General features: G+C 43.7%; 12 protein-coding genes. 4 read left to right on the top strand and 8 right to left on the bottom strand.

The features are described 5' to 3' along the window. Positions 1–29 precede the first annotated feature (29 nt). Entirely contained in the window at positions 30–395 is a 366-nt protein-coding gene (locus ACFGVR_RS17610; protein WP_448698677.1) for an iron chaperone, read from the bottom strand. A gap of 12 nt (positions 396–407) precedes the next feature. Then, positions 408–947 (bottom strand): carboxymuconolactone decarboxylase family protein, encoded by a 540-nt coding sequence (locus ACFGVR_RS17605; RefSeq protein ID WP_448698676.1) that lies wholly within the window; start codon positions 945–947, stop codon positions 408–410. Positions 948–1,183: 236 nt separating this feature from the next. On the opposite strand from ACFGVR_RS17605, the gene ACFGVR_RS17600 reads away from it, so the two are divergent. From ACFGVR_RS17600 to ACFGVR_RS17585, 4 genes are all read left to right on the top strand, one after another. Beyond that, positions 1,184–4,300, top strand: coding sequence for an AsmA family protein (locus ACFGVR_RS17600; RefSeq protein ID WP_448698675.1), 3,117 nt, complete (start codon positions 1,184–1,186; stop codon positions 4,298–4,300). 215 nt (positions 4,301–4,515) lie between these two features. Then, on the top strand, positions 4,516–5,985 hold the full coding sequence (locus ACFGVR_RS17595; protein ID WP_448698674.1) for a tetratricopeptide repeat protein: 1,470 nt from the start codon (positions 4,516–4,518) through the stop codon (positions 5,983–5,985). A 115-nt stretch (positions 5,986–6,100) separates the two neighbouring features. Then, entirely contained in the window at positions 6,101–7,567 is a 1,467-nt protein-coding gene (gene cls / locus ACFGVR_RS17590) for a cardiolipin synthase (RefSeq protein WP_448698673.1), read from the top strand. 65 nt (positions 7,568–7,632) lie between these two features. Then, positions 7,633–8,358 carry a YoaK family protein gene (locus ACFGVR_RS17585; protein ID WP_448698672.1) on the top strand — a complete coding sequence of 242 codons (726 nt, stop codon included), beginning with the start codon at positions 7,633–7,635 and terminating at the stop codon, positions 8,356–8,358. Positions 8,359–8,382: 24 nt separating this feature from the next. On the opposite strand, the gene ACFGVR_RS17580 is transcribed toward ACFGVR_RS17585, so the two are convergent. Genes ACFGVR_RS17580 through ACFGVR_RS17555 form a run of 6 tightly spaced genes read right to left on the bottom strand, consistent with a single transcriptional unit; the run spans position 8,383 to position 14,733 of the window. After that, complete coding sequence (locus tag ACFGVR_RS17580; RefSeq protein ID WP_448698671.1) at positions 8,383–9,144, bottom strand: tetratricopeptide repeat protein; 762 nt, start codon at positions 9,142–9,144, stop codon at positions 8,383–8,385. Between the two features lies 1 nt (position 9,145). Next, a complete protein-coding gene (locus ACFGVR_RS17575; protein ID WP_448698670.1) occupies positions 9,146–10,960 on the bottom strand; it encodes a BatD family protein in 1,815 nt (604 codons plus the stop codon). A 21-nt stretch (positions 10,961–10,981) separates the two neighbouring features. After that, positions 10,982–11,728, bottom strand: coding sequence for a tetratricopeptide repeat protein (locus tag ACFGVR_RS17570; protein WP_448698669.1), 747 nt, complete (start codon positions 11,726–11,728; stop codon positions 10,982–10,984). After that, positions 11,725–12,765 carry a vWA domain-containing protein gene (locus tag ACFGVR_RS17565; protein ID WP_448698668.1) on the bottom strand — a complete coding sequence of 347 codons (1,041 nt, stop codon included), beginning with the start codon at positions 12,763–12,765 and terminating at the stop codon, positions 11,725–11,727. Before ACFGVR_RS17565 ends, ACFGVR_RS17570 begins: the two co-directional genes overlap by 4 nt. Continuing rightward, positions 12,765–13,769, bottom strand: coding sequence for a vWA domain-containing protein (locus ACFGVR_RS17560; RefSeq protein WP_448698666.1), 1,005 nt, complete (start codon positions 13,767–13,769; stop codon positions 12,765–12,767). The genes ACFGVR_RS17565 and ACFGVR_RS17560 overlap by 1 nt, the downstream gene beginning before the upstream one ends. Next, on the bottom strand, positions 13,756–14,733 hold the full coding sequence (locus tag ACFGVR_RS17555) for a hypothetical protein (protein ID WP_448698665.1): 978 nt from the start codon (positions 14,731–14,733) through the stop codon (positions 13,756–13,758). The genes ACFGVR_RS17560 and ACFGVR_RS17555 overlap by 14 nt, the downstream gene beginning before the upstream one ends. Position 14,734: the final 1 nt, after the last annotated feature.

The following is a 14,734-nucleotide window of genomic DNA, read 5'->3' as shown; positions in this document are numbered from 1 at the left end:
TATATTGGCCATTCAAAATTCATTGCCATTTACTTTTTCTTCGCCTTCTGCATATTCTCGGCCACCCGGAATTTGACGATCTCGGTAATGAGGTCAACCGGCAGTGGTTCGTTAAACGGGAACTGGATAGAGCCTTTGGCAAATTTGTAGGCTTTCAGTTTATCGGCGAAAGCTTCAATAGCCGAGGCCCGCGGGTACAAACCGATATGACTGGTATGCGCGCCGTACCAAACCAGCATGCCGCTTTTTTGCTTAAAAGCAGGCAAACCATAGCTGATCACTTCGGCAGCATCAGGTGCAACTGTTTTAACTAACGTCCTGAGTTGTTGTAACCTGGTTTGTACATCAGCCGGGAAACTGGCTATGTAGGCATCGGTGTTGGCTGGTTTATTCATATTGTATGATAATTATATTGGTTTAGCCAACGGAAAATCTATCGGGATCTTTGTTAACCGGTAAGTATAATTGGTAAAAGTCATTACATTGATCAGCACCATCAGGTCCATCAGTTCTTTTTCGGTATAGCCGGATTCGAAAAATTCGTCCAGGAGTTCTTTTGCAACATCACCTTTGTTTTCGATAACCGACCGGATGACTTTGTAAAGCAATTGCCAGTAGCCCTTTTGATAGGTACCTGCCCGCAATGCCAGCGTCTCCTCTTCCGTCCAGCCAAAGCGCATAGCACTTGCCGTGTGCGATGCCAGGCAATACTCGCAGCCGTTTAGCTGGGATACGATGAGGTAAATTGCCTCACGCTCTTTGGCGTGGAAAGAACCTTTGGCCTGCGCCTGCACGTAAGCCATATACGAGTTGAGCGCATTGGCAGAGTAACCTATGGTTGCATACAGGTTAGGCACCTTACCCATGGCTTTGGTTAAATTATCAAATGTGGTTTGTGCTTCGGGCGCAACCTCGTTTTTTGCTGGTACTTTAAGTAGTGCGGACATCTATTATTTAGTTATGATAAAGTTACTACTTATCTTAAAATTCTATCAAATTCAACCGGGAAAAACCGCTTTAAAAACCGACTATTTAATTAAAAAACAAAACTATAACTATTAATTAATTCCCTGAGTTAAATATTAACAAATACACCCCTCTTTGTATAACTATTACTTATTTTTGTGTTAATACAGAAAAAAATACGTGCGTCGTCTTTTCGTTTTTGCAGATCACCATTGGTATGAGCACCATCAGAAAAAAAATATTTAAAACCTTTAAGATCGTTGCGATAACCGTTGCTGGCTTATTGATCCTGTTGTTTTCGCTTCCCTACCTTTTCCCGCAAACAGTAAATAATAAAATAAAGCAATGGGCCAATGGCAGCATTAACGGTAAGATAGAGTTTTCGGGTACGCGTTTGTCTTTCTTCAGGCACTTCCCCAATCTAACGCTCACCCTTAACGATTTTTTGCTGAAGGGCAGTGCGCCTTTTCAAAACGACACTTTGCTTGCCGCCAAAGAGGTTTCGCTGGGCATCAACCTGAGCACCTTATTTAGGGATAATTTAACCATTAACAAGGTATACTTTACCCAGGCGTTTATCAATATACAAACCGATACCGCCGGGCACGCCAACTACAATGTATACAGATCTAAACCTGAACAAAAAACAAGTACACCAGCTGATACCGGCAGCGTATCGTTAGGTATCGATCAGATCCTGATCGAAAACAGCCGCCTGGTTTACAACGATCGCTCCATACCCGTGCAGTTTGTGGCCCGTGGCCTTAACTATACCGGCAGAGGCGATCTGAGTAAAGACGTGTTCGACCTGCATACGCATACCGAAATGGCCTCGGTTGATTTTTCGTATGACAATAAGCAATACCTGCTTTCTAAAAAACTGCATGCCGACCTGATCACCAAGATCAACACCAAATCGCTCGAATTTCTGTTTCAGCAAAACAACCTGCTGATCAACAAACTGCCGGTACAATTTATCGGCCGGTTCGGGTTCATTAAAAACGGGTACGATATGGACCTCAACATCAACTCGCACGAAAGTGCCTTGAATGACATGCTTACCGCCCTGCCTGCCGAGTATTTAAAAATGCTTGAGCATACCCAGGTTGGCGGCATAGGTAATATAAGCCTGCGCGTAGCCGGTAAATATATCGCTGCTGATAGCATTGCGCCCGATCTGAGTTTGAACGTACAGATCCGCAACGGCTATGTTAAAAACCCGCACGCGCCGCAGCCAATCCGCAACCTGTATCTCAACTTTAGCACCAAACTACCCGGCCTTGATCCCGACAGTTTGAATGTAAACCTCGACTCGTTGTACATGAACATCGGTAAGGATTACCTGAGTGCCATTGTAAAAGTAAAAGGCATGAAACAGCCGGATATTTACACCCGTTTGAACGCCGATATCGATGTTGAAAAATGGAACAAGGCCTTTGATGTAAAACCGGTTGAACTGAAAGGAAAATACTCGTTACATTTATTGGCGCAGGGCAGGTATGCCGCCAGTATCATCCGTAAGGGCAAAAAAGCAGATACTACGATTACCAGCATACCTAAATTTAGCCTTAAATCATCTTTCAGTAACGGCTTTTTTAAATATGCAAATTTGCCCGAAGCAGTTAAAAACATCAGTTTTGATATCAACGCCGCATGCCCCGACAACAACTATCAACACGCCACATTCGAGATACAGAACATCAAAGCCAATGTGATCAACAATTACCTTAAGGGTTATTTTAAAGCAAGCGCCGCACCGGGTTATCCCATGGTGTCTGATCTGAAAGCCAGTTTTGACCTGGCCGATATTAAAAAGTTCTACCCTCTGGATAGCATGTCCGTTGCGGGAATGTTACTGGCCGATGTACAAACCAAGGGAAAATATATTGCGGCCAAACATGTATTCCCGGTTGTTAAGGCCAGTATCGCGCTGCAAAACGGGTCCATCCAAACCAAATACTACCCGCACCCTATTCAAAATATACAGGTGAGCACCAATATCACCAATAGTACAGGTTCGTTAAAAGGGATGCGGGTTGATATCAAACCTATTTCGTTTACGTTTGAGGGTAAACCTTTTTTCTTTAAAGCCGATCTGAAAGATTTCAGCAATGTAAATTACCATATTGTATCGCACGGCATTTTAGATATCGGCAAGATTTACCAGGTATTTGCTGTGAAGGGATATGATGTGAAAGGTACCATCCAGGCCAATGTATCGTTAAAGGGCAATCAACAAGATGCCGTGGCTGGCAACTACAGCCAGCTTAATAATTCGGGAACGTTAAAGGTTAAAAACATAGCCATAACATCGCAGCTGTTCCCGCTGCCGTTTTTTATAAACGAGGGTAGCTTTAGCTTTAACCAGGATAAAATGCTGTTTGATGCGTTTAAGGCTACTTACGGCAGATCTGTTATTTACTTAAATGGTTCGCTAAGCAATGTGATAGATTACACCGTCCGGCCGGGGGCTGTGCTAAAAGGCGACCTGAACTTTGGCAGCAGCGGTATTATTGCCGATGATTTTATGGCTTTCGCCGGAACGGCGCCGGCCGGTACCAAAACCACCGCAGCTACCGGTGTGATCATGGTACCCAAAACGGTTGATCTTAACCTTTCGGCTGATGTAAAAAAACTGCATTATAACGGCCTGAATATTCAGGACCTTAAAGGGCAGTTAAATGTTGCCGATGGGCGTATTACTTTAAAACAAACCGGATTTAATATTATTGGTACCCCGGTTAGTATGGATGGCAGTTATACTGCTATCAATCCGCAAAGGGCGGCATTTGATTACCACATCAATGCCAAAGATTTCGACGTTAAAAAGGCCTACAACCAGATCAAGCTATTTCACGATCTGGCCAGTTCGGCGGCACATGCCGAAGGTTTAATATCGCTCGACTATAAAATAGCAGGCAAGCTTAACAGCAATATGATGCCGGTTTACTCATCGCTTAAGGGCGGAGGCGTACTATCGGCACAAAAGGTTAAAATGAAGGGCTATAAACTATTTGGTTCGGTTAGTAAAACTACTAACCATAAAATTGATACCGGCGATGCAACCAAAGTAAACATCGAAACTGCTATAGCCAACAACATCATCACCATTAAACAAACTAAAATGCGAATGGCCGGTTTCCGGCTTAAATTTGGCGGTCAGGTTAGCTTTGATAATAAACTCAATCTCGATTTTCGTTTGGGTTTGCCGCCCTTTGGCATCTTTGGTATCCCGATGCATATTACCGGCACCCAGGATAAACCGAAGATCAGCCTGGGACATGGCAAAAAAGAAGACGAGCTGAAAGAAGAAGCGGATACGGACGCGAATTGATCTCCTTCAGACAGATACCCGACGATCTTAAAAAATATTATAGCCCTGGTCTAGAAAAGGAACGTAGAAAGATTCGTAGATTAAACTTTCGATTAATGACAACCAGGCAAATGCCGGCTAAGTCAATCCGATAGGCCTGGCATCCCCAATTATCTTAAACTTATATAATCATCAGTTGTTTATTTCCTGTAAGTGCACCTGCTAAATTCGTTTTTATGCTAAAGATATACTGCTTCACCGTATTTTTACTTTGCTTTGCCCTTTTTTCCAACGCAAAACCTCTACCTCTTAAAACAGATAGTCTGATCAACGTTCTTAAACTAACCAATACTGTTACCCGGGAAAGAAGGCTTGTTAACTATGTGCGTAATTTTTGGCAGGACAGGCCTCTGAGCGAACTTTCTACGGCAAAAAAGCAACTCGATAGCCTGCTTATTGCTTACAGTATAGAAAATAAAGCATTGTACGATTATTTTACCGAAACCATATACCAAAGCCGGTTACCGCATATCGGTGCGACTGAAAATGCAATACTAAAAGGCATTGAGCTGGCCAATGAAAATGATGATCATTATTTTTTGTATATGTTTTTTACCCAATTAGGGTTTCTGCAAACCTACAAGGGCCATACTATAGATGCGGTATCAAGTTTCAGGGCGGCAAAAAAAGAAGCAATAACGCTTAAGGACCCCTATTCACAAGTATTGGTCGATATCAATATCTCCGATATCTATTACAGGAACAACCTTTATAACCAGTCGTTATATTATTTAACCCAAGCATCATCGCTATTTGATCGCGCCCATCTGCCCGAACAGCGCCTTAAAAACGCGATAAACAATAACCTGGCAGACAATTATTTCAGACTGGGTAATATTGACTCGGTTAAAAAATACAATGCTACGCTGCACGATACCAGGATAGGAACCTACCGATTATACATTTACAGAAAAAGAACCGACTATTATTTAACCCTGCTTCAGCACAATTACGATAGCGCTATTAAAAGCATCATCGCCTTAAAAACGGATCCTTTATACGTATTTGATAATATCGACCGGCAAAATCTGGCCGATGCTTACTACAATGCCGGGAAACCGGATTCGGCCAAAAAGATCATTCAGCAAATGCTTGCCGATCCGGCGCAAAATAATCACCCGGAAATAAAGTTGCACCTGTACCAGGTTTTAGGGCAGGTAGCCGAAAGAAAAAATGATTATAAAGAGGCGAAATACAACTTCAAAATGGCACTCCAACAGTCGGAAGACCAGATCAACAGGCTGACACAGGTTGGCAATATCACTGCCCAGATCAAAGTTGACGAGATGCAGGGCGCTTATCTGCATAAAGAAGAAGTTTATCAGCGGCAACGGCTATTGCTCATTTTTATGAGCATTATTGGTTTGTTTGTTACTGTAACCGTATTTATGTTTTACCGTAACATCAGGCAAAAAAGATATTATGAACGGCTTTTATTTACATCACATAAGGAAGAGCTGGCCTTCATCAACTCGCACGAAGTACGCAAACACCTCTCTAATATATTGGGCATAGTGGATATCCTGAAACACAGTGAAAACAAATGTGAAGATTATGAACAGGTAGAAGATCATCTGCAAAACGCAGCCCAAAGCCTGGATGAGTCTATCAGAAATATTTCGGAAAAACTGGATAAGCCTCATTAAAAATAACGGGTATCAAATCCATGCAGATTTAGCGGGAATAATAAATAACCATAATTTATCGAACTTAATTCACTATTTTGCGTTATCTCGTCGTGATCCTCAATCGTCACAAACCATGGACCAATCAACTACCGGTGTAGATTTATTATTAATAGGCGAAATCACATATGGTATCCTTATTTTCATCACCTGCCTGCACGTTATTTACAATACGCCTTCTAACACAAAAACGCTTGCCTATATACTCGGTGTTATATTTTTGCCATTAATAGGCGTCGGCACTTACTTTATGTTTGGCGCCAATTACCGTAAAAACAAACTGTACAGCAAAAAGATAATAACTGATACCCGGATGCTGAGCGATATCCGGAAACGGATAACCGTCGAATCGGAAAAAGCATGGAACAGCGGCGAACCTGAGATACAAAAGCATCAAAGACTGGCCCGTTTTTTATTGAACGACAGCATGAGCCCCTTATCAGGAAATAACGAGGTAAAGCTTCTGTTTAATGGTGAAGAAAAGTTTCCGGAGGTGATTGCCGAAATGAAAAAGGCTAAGCACCATATCCATATCGAGTATTATATTTTTCAGGATGATGTGATCGGCAACCAGATCAAGGATGTTTTAATTGAAAAGGCCCGTGAAGGCGTTGAAGTGCGTTTTATATACGATGATTTTGGCAGCCGCTCTATCCGCAAAAAGCTCGTTCCCGAAATGATAGAAGCAGGTGTGCAGGCCTTTCCATTTTACAAGATCTATTTTATAGCATTAGCTAACAGGTTGAATTACCGCAATCACCGCAAAATAATTGTGATTGATGGATACGTAGGTTTTGTAGGCGGCATTAATGTAGCCGATCGTTACATCAATAATAAAAAAGGTGAGCTTTACTGGCGCGATACCCACGTTAAAATAACCGGGCCGGGAGCTTATTATTTGCAATACCTGTTTATATGCGACTGGAATTTTTGTTCGGACTCGCACCTAAAACCCGAACCCGATTTCTTTCCAACCAAACCCGACCCCAAAGGTAAATCAATAGTACAAATAGCCGCCAGCGGGCCAGATTCGGATCAGCCTACCATTATGTTTTCGCTTTTGCAGGTATTTGGCCTGGCCGAAGAAGAAATACTGATCACCACACCTTACTTTATCCCAGGCGAAAACATATTGGATGCGTTACAGATAGCAGCCATAAGCGGTGTTAAGGTGAAGATACTGGTTCCGGGCAAATCAGATTCGGCCTTTGTTGATTATGCGGCCCGCTCTTACTATGGCGATCTGTTAGCTGTTGGTGTGGAAATATACCTGTATCAAAAAGGCTTTGTGCACGCCAAAACCATTGTGTCCGACGGTCAGCTTTCCATTATCGGCACGGCCAATATGGATCACCGTAGCTTTGAGCTCAACTTTGAGGTGAACAGTATGATTTACGATGACAAAACTGCCGGCAAACTGCGTGATGCTTTTTACGATGATCTGAAACATTCGGTTAAGTTAAACTCCGCCAGGTGGGAAAACCGGCCCGCGTACAAACAATTACCCGAAAAAGTGGCCAGGTTAATGTCGCCGCTGCTGTAAGATTCTACTTCAAATGGCAATTGTAGCTATAACTTGTAACTTTACAGTATTAAAAATCACACTTCGTGCTATACCATACCGGCCAAAAAAGAACATTTAAACATAACATTAGGTTAGCAGCTTTGTTGTGCCTTACTGCCGGCTTTGTAAATGTTGCGGGTTTTATTGGTTTCGGTGTGCTTACTACCAATATAACCGGCCATGTGGCTCTCTTTGCAGATAATTTGTCGCAAACAAATTTTGCTTTGGCATGGCGCGTTGGGTTTTGGATGCTGATGTTTTTTTCAGGAGCATTTGTTTCGAGCCTTTGGCTGAAGTTTTCCGGCCATAACAAACGCTTTGCCTATACCACGCCAATTTTATTTGAAATGACCATATTGCTATCTGTAGGGTACTGGGGCAATCAGAGCCATCAAGTATCATATGGCGCTCCGTTGTTAGCCGGAAGCCTGCTTTTTGCCATGGGCTTACAAAATGCCCTGGTGAGCATGATATCAGGCGCAGTGGTGCGCACAACACATTTAACGGGAATATTTACCGATCTGGCGATAGATCTGTCGGCATTATTCGGTTCTGAAAGGTTGGTAAGGTCAAACCTTAAGCGAAAAATTTTACTAAAGTTTGTAATTATCTCCTTCTTCTTTTTAGGCGGGATATTGGGAGGCTTTTTATTCAGACAGTTAAGGTATCATACATTTTTTATCCCTGCGGGGATTTTGTTTATCATCATGATTTACGATGCTGTTCGTTTGCGGACCCGGAAGATGATCATACGGCTAAGACATAATTAAATCCCGGCAAAAAAGAAATACGGCTTATATTTCTTTAGCATCACTTAGGTTTATCCAGCCCTCGCTCCCATTGAGCAACCTGATCTTGATCCAGCCGCTGTTGTTTTCCACAATAGTTACCTTGGTGCCATCGTGTATCACAAACAGGTTTTTGGCGTTATTATCCGGACCGCTTTTAGCTGTTACCGATGGGCTGAATACAATCGCTTCGTGGTGCGATTCAAAATAAGCCGACTGCCTTGAGGCGATAAAAATGGATAGCAAACCAAAGATGATAATTACGATACCTGAATAAAAAGATGCCTTTTTCCGCGATATCGATCGCGCAAACAGGTAATAAGCCAGCAAGCCAAAACCTGCTAACAAAAACAGGATGCTGAATGTTGATAAGGTATTGACCGAAGCTACCAGGATAATGCTGTGCCACCAGTTAACCAGGAACAATTGCGGTGCATCGTCTATCTTATCGGTTGTTTTTAAATTGGCAAACTGGATATTAAAGTTAATATCATCATCGCCGGGAGCCAGCTTACGGGCTTTTTCATAATACAGCAATGCCGACGGGATATCGCCCAATTTGTAATACGCATTACCCAGGTTAAAATAAACCGCTTTTGACTGATAACCATCGTTCAATATCTTTTGATACGATTCGGCAGCAGCCTTGTAATTAGCTTTGGCGTATTGTGTATTACCCTGCTCAAATAAGGCTTGTTCATTATCCTTACCAAAACCTAAAAGCGGCAAAGCAAATAATAAGGCGAGGTATATAATTCTTTTCAGCATTTTATATTTTCTCCTCAATATCGTTAATAATGTTCTTCGTCTTATCAAAAACCTCCTGCTCTGATATACCTGTAACAGGCGCAAAACGCGCCATTTCGCAAAGTTCGAGGGTATCGGTCAGCTGGGTGATCAGCATATTGTCAACGCCGCGTGTTTTCAACTGGTCGGCAATGGTTTCTTTACTCAGATCGGCCGCCGGTATGTTCAGCTTATCGCTGATGTAACCGTACAGGCCCTTTGATATAGCTTCGTAAAAGGCGTTGGTATTGCGCGCTGTTAATTGCAGTTGTGCGTTAGCCAGATGTTTAGCTGCTATTTTACTCGCCTTGCGGCTTTTTACTTTAATCACATCGCTGTTGTTTTGTTCGTCCCATCTGCGGTAAGCAAAAGCCCCAATAAATACCAGCGGACCAAGCAATAACAACAGGTAATATAAAGCGGAGCCGTAAAACTCTTCGTTCTCTTTATGCAGGTCGAGGCTATCTTTAATATAGCGGATATCTTTACCCAAAACTTTCACATCCTCTTTATTAGCCGAGGTGTACGACGATACATTGGTAGCCGCAGCATCGCCTTTATTAACCTTGATCTGGAATGGCTTTGCGGGCAGGGTTACATATCTTTCGGTAGCCGGGTTAAAGTACGAAAACTTAACAGGATCGATAGTGTAGGTACCCTCGTGGCGTGGAATAACCAGGTAATTGTAGATCCGGCTGCCCGAAACACCGGTAAGCTTTTCGGTAACTGTATCGGTTATTTTAGGATCATACTTTTCAAAATCGGCCGGAAAGTTGGTATTCAGGGTATTCAACAGCTTGATATTGCCCGAACCGGTGATCTTCAGGCGATAGTTCAAAGCCTCGTTCGCTTTCAGCTCCTTCTTATCAACCGATGCATCAAAGCTAAAGTTACCTACCGCACCTGTAAAGCCTTCGGGCTTACCTGCTTCGGGCAATGGTTTAACATGAATGGTAACCGGAGGGCTCTCAACCTTATATTTCACATCTTTATAACCTCCACCAAAAAACTGCTCCATTACATCCTTTGGCGGAGCTTCCTGGCGCACAATAAAGGTCATGCCCAATGGGTCCAACACCAAATTACCCGAATGCTCGGGGAACAAAATGGTTTGGCGCAACACGGCTACCTGGTAACGTACTCCCTTGTAGGTTTCAACCGTCCAGCTTACCTGCTGGTTCATATTTTTGATATCCTGGCTCCAGAAACCGTTAAACTCGGGCTGCTTATCGCCTTGGTTACCAGCTATCATTACACGCGAATATAATTTATAACTTACCGTAAGTTGCTCGCCCTGGTATACGTTAACCTTATCGGGAATGGCACGGATAAACAGGTTTTTTGCGATATCGCCCGAACGGCCCACACTAACGTCCTGCTGCTGGCCGCCGCCCTGCTGTGCTTGTTGCTGTTGCGGCTGTGCCTGGCCCTTAACTACCTTAACGCTGATGGGGTTTGAGCGGTACTGCTTACCGTTAACTACCACCGTTGCCGGGCCGATAGTAAAGGTGCCCTCTCTGGTAGCTACCAGATCGTAGCTTAACGACATGCTCGAGGTAGTGGTACCATTGATCATGGACATGCTGGACGACTGGTTAGGGCCGCCCACTACCTGGAATCCACTCATATCGGGCGGTGCAAAGCGCTCGATATTACCGCTGATGGAAAAGGTTACCTCAAAGGCCTCGCCTGTACCTACCGTGTTGCGGTTAACGGATGCGGTAAGTTTAAGGTCCTGCGCAAAGGCAATACCGGTGCAGAATAGTAAAAACGATAATATGTAGTACTTAAGGCTCATTTACGGCTACGAATATAAGATTTACCAGTCTTTAGTGATATGTCCCTTAACTCCTTTTAGTTTTTTATTTTTCAGTTTATCCTGGGTTTCTTTTTCCTGGTTATTCAAAGCATCCAGCATATGCTGTGCATCTTCTTTGCTTATTTTGTTGGGTTGCTGGCCGTTCTGCTGATCCTTTTTATCCTGATCCTGCTTGTTCTGGTCGTTTTTATTCGGGTCCTGGTTTTTCTTATCCTGATCTTTCTTGTCCTGGTCCTTTTTATCCTGGTTCTGCTTATTCTGGTCCTTCTTGTCCTGATTATTCTTATTGTCTTTGTTTTTGTTATTCTTTTTATCCTGATTTTGCTTTTTCAGTTTTTCCTGCGCATAGGCCAGGTTATAGCGCGTCTGGTCGTCGGTTGGGTTGTTGATGAGCGCTTTTTTATAGGCTTCAATGCTTTCTTCCAACTTTTTCGATTCTAACAATGAATTGCCTAAGTTGTGATAAGCCTGTGATGCTACCATTTTATTTGATGAGGCGCCTAATTTGTTAAATTGCTCCTGCGCCTTATCGTATTGTTTTTGCTTGTACAAGGCGTCGCCCAGGTTAAAATTACCCTCAACCGTTTCGGTTTTTTTAGCTACCGATTTGCGGTAGGCCTCTTCGGCCTCTTTGTATTTTTGTTGCTCGTAAAGCTTGTTACCTTTGTTGATATCGCTTTTTTCCTGCTGAGCAAACAACAGGCAAGCGGGGCTTAACAAGGCTATCGTTAAAATCAGTCGCTTCATTTTTTGTTTACCTCAAATAGTTTAAGTTTACTCAGGCTCAGGTTTTTCCGGTTCGATAAAAAGAACTCTACCAGCAGCAGTATCAGCGCAAGTGCCAAAAAGATCTGGAACCGATCTTCAAAATCTTTAAAGGTTTTGCTTTCGTATTGCTTTTTCTGCATTTTGCCTACCTGGTCGAGCACAATACTCAGCCCACTGTTGGCATTGGTGGCGCGTACGTAAACGCCGTCGCCTGCCTGGGCTATCTCCTTACACATGTTCTCATCCAGTTTACTGATCACCGTTTTGCCCAGGCTATCGGTGTGGAAGCCGCTCTCTTTACCATTCACCAGGATCGGGATAGGCGAACCTTCTTCCGATCCCTCGCCTATTACACTTACCACCACGTCTTTATCGCGGGCGGCTTTAGTTGCGGCTACGGCATCATCTTCGTGGTTTTCGCCATCGGTAATAATGATCATGGCTTTGCTGGTACCATCCTTAAAATCAAACGACTGCATACCCAGGTCTATTGCTGAACCGATGGCCGTACCCTGTACAGGCACCATATTGGTGTTAATGGTATTTAAAAGCAGCTTGGCGGCAGAGTAATCGGTAGTTACGGGCAACTGCACATAAGCCTGACCAGCAAATACGATGATGCCGATACGATCGTCGTGCAGGTTATCGATCATCTGCGCTATGGCGCGTTTAGCGCTCTCCAACCGGCTTGGCGACAGATCATGCGAAAGCATACTGTTTGACACATCCAGCAGGATCATCAGGTCGGAACCTTTGCGCTTAACGTCTTCCATCTTCGAGCCTATCTGCGGGTCGGCCAAAGCAAAAACCAGCGATGCATAGGCGATGATGAACAGGATAAATTTGAGCAGGGGGCGCGAAAATGATACCTCGGGCATCATCAATTTTACTACATGCTTATCACCCAGGGAGGTAATGGCCCTGCGTTTCCAGCGGGCCACATACAGGTACAACAATACCGCTGCCGGCACCAGGGCCAGCGCCCATAAAAATTGAATATGTGCAAAACGGATCATCAGCTTAAAGCTCCTTTAAATTTGGTATTTCGTAATATAAACTCCAGCGAAAGCAGCACTAATGCGATCAAAGCAAACGGAAAAAAAAGTTCGGTTTTTTTACGGTACTGGGTTACGTCGATCTTGGCCTTTTCCAGCTGATCTATCTGGGTATAAATATTTTTGAGCGCCTCGTTATTGGTTGCCCTGAAGTATTTGCCACCGGTTATGGATGCTATTTTGGTTAAAGTAGGCTCGTCGACATCAACCTGCATTTTTTGGTATTGGATACCGAAGGGCGTTTGCACGGGATAGGGCGCAAAACCATGCGTACCGATACCCACCGTGTATACCCGGATACCGAATTGTTTAGCTATCTCGGCAGCGGTAGCCGGTGCGATGGAACCTAAATTGTTTGATCCGTCAGTGAGCAAAATGATCACTTTGCTTTTGGCCTCGCTATCTTTTAAGCGGTTAACTGCTGTGGCTAATCCCATCCCAATGGCGGTACCATCCTCGATCATTCCGTTGTGGATATCCTGGTAAAGATTGATCAATACGCTATGGTCGATAGTAAGCGGGCATTGGGTAAAGCTTTCGCCACTAAAGATCACCAGGCCGATACGGTCATCGGGGCGGGCCTTGATAAAATCGATAGCGATCTGTTTACCAGCCTCTAAACGGTTAGGTTTAAAGTCTTCGGCCAGCATACTGCCCGAGATATCCGAAGCGATCATAATATCGATACCCTCCGTGGTACTGTTTTGCCAGCTTAACGATGTTTGCGGACGGGCGAGTGCTACGATGATGAACAAAACGGCCAAACTCCGTAACACGATACCATAATGCCTTAAAACGCCGATATAGCTTTTTTTGCGCGTTGTAAACCCTTTGGTTGCCGACATGTTTAATGCGCCGTGCATTTCGCGCTCTTTCCACACGTACCAGGCTATCATTAACGGCACAATAATAAGCATCCACAAAAATATGGGGTGCGCAAATTCAATTCCTTTAAACCAACTCATTGTTACCTTCTCCCTTATCCTGGTTTAACTGAATTTGTTGTTTGGTTTTTAGCACAAAGGCAATGGCATTTTCCATGCTCTGCTCGTTTTCGGCAGGTAATGGTTTTTGCTTGGCAAATTTGGCCAGATCAGCCAATAGTAAGATCTGCCTTAGCTTATTGCGGCTGTCATCGTCCATATCCATGTAGCGCAAACTGGTAAATATCTCGTCGCTGGTTTGCTCGTGGGCCTTAATCCCGTAACGGCGTTCCAGGTACTGGCGGATAACTTCCGTCAGCTCGCTATGATATTCTTTTACGCGGTCGGCCTGCCACAGTTTTTGTTCGCGCAAAGCGTTTAACTGGTTAATGGCTTCAACATCAGCAGGGATAAGCGACTTTACTTCGGGTTTAACTTCTTCTATTTTTTTCCGCCGGTTTTTCAGGTAATAAATAGTAATGCAAATGGCCAATAAGGTTATCGCGTTGCCCAAAATCATTTTCCAGTTATCGCGCAGCCAATCAACAATACCGTAATCAACTTTAAAAGGTTGTTTGATATCATAAATGCCTTTAGTGGTATCAACCGCTACCGATTTAATGGTGAGCACCACTTCGTTGGTTTTGATATCGCCGGTTTTGGTGTGGAAAGCATACTGCGGGATAACGTACTGACCGGTATCAAACGAAGTGATGATATACGATCTGTGAATGGTTTCTTTATTCAGGTCGTTCTTGTCAAAGGTCGTATCCAGTTTACTTGCACTCAGCACCTGCACTTTGGCTACCAAGCTATCGGCCAAATGCGGGAAACCCACGGTATCCTTCGCCGGAAAGGTAATGCTCAGGTGCAGTTTGGTTTGCTCGCCAATGAGCATGGTGGGTTTATCTATCTTAGCCGACACCGATACCTGCGCATTACTTACACCTGCACAAGTAATTAACAATAAAATGGTTATGTATAAATATCTCAACTTAAATTTCATG

The organism is Mucilaginibacter aureus (genome assembly GCF_053514885.1).
The sequence above is the reverse complement of the archived record's forward strand: the minus strand, read 5'-3'. Positions and strand labels throughout refer to the sequence as shown.

Bases quoted from the DNA above. Each gene is read 5' to 3' on its own strand.
- ACFGVR_RS17565 (WP_448698668.1), bottom strand. From the start codon at position 12,765: ATGATCCGTTTTGCACATATTCAATTTTTATGGGCGCTGGCCCTGGTG.
- ACFGVR_RS17580 (WP_448698671.1), bottom strand. From the start codon at position 9,144: ATGCTGAAAAGAATTATATACCTCGCCTTATTATTTGCTTTGCCGCTT.
- ACFGVR_RS17610 (WP_448698677.1), bottom strand. From the start codon at position 395: ATGAATAAACCAGCCAACACCGATGCCTACATAGCCAGTTTCCCGGCT.
- ACFGVR_RS17570 (WP_448698669.1), bottom strand. From the start codon at position 11,728: ATGAAGCGACTGATTTTAACGATAGCCTTGTTAAGCCCCGCTTGCCTG.
- ACFGVR_RS17555 (WP_448698665.1), bottom strand. From the start codon at position 14,733: ATGAAATTTAAGTTGAGATATTTATACATAACCATTTTATTGTTAATT.
- ACFGVR_RS17575 (WP_448698670.1), bottom strand. From the start codon at position 10,960: ATGAGCCTTAAGTACTACATATTATCGTTTTTACTATTCTGCACCGGT.
- cls (WP_448698673.1), top strand. From the start codon at position 6,101: ATGGACCAATCAACTACCGGTGTAGATTTATTATTAATAGGCGAAATC.
- ACFGVR_RS17605 (WP_448698676.1), bottom strand. From the start codon at position 947: ATGTCCGCACTACTTAAAGTACCAGCAAAAAACGAGGTTGCGCCCGAA.
- ACFGVR_RS17560 (WP_448698666.1), bottom strand. From the start codon at position 13,769: ATGAGTTGGTTTAAAGGAATTGAATTTGCGCACCCCATATTTTTGTGG.
- ACFGVR_RS17600 (WP_448698675.1), top strand. From the start codon at position 1,184: ATGAGCACCATCAGAAAAAAAATATTTAAAACCTTTAAGATCGTTGCG.
- ACFGVR_RS17595 (WP_448698674.1), top strand. From the start codon at position 4,516: ATGCTAAAGATATACTGCTTCACCGTATTTTTACTTTGCTTTGCCCTT.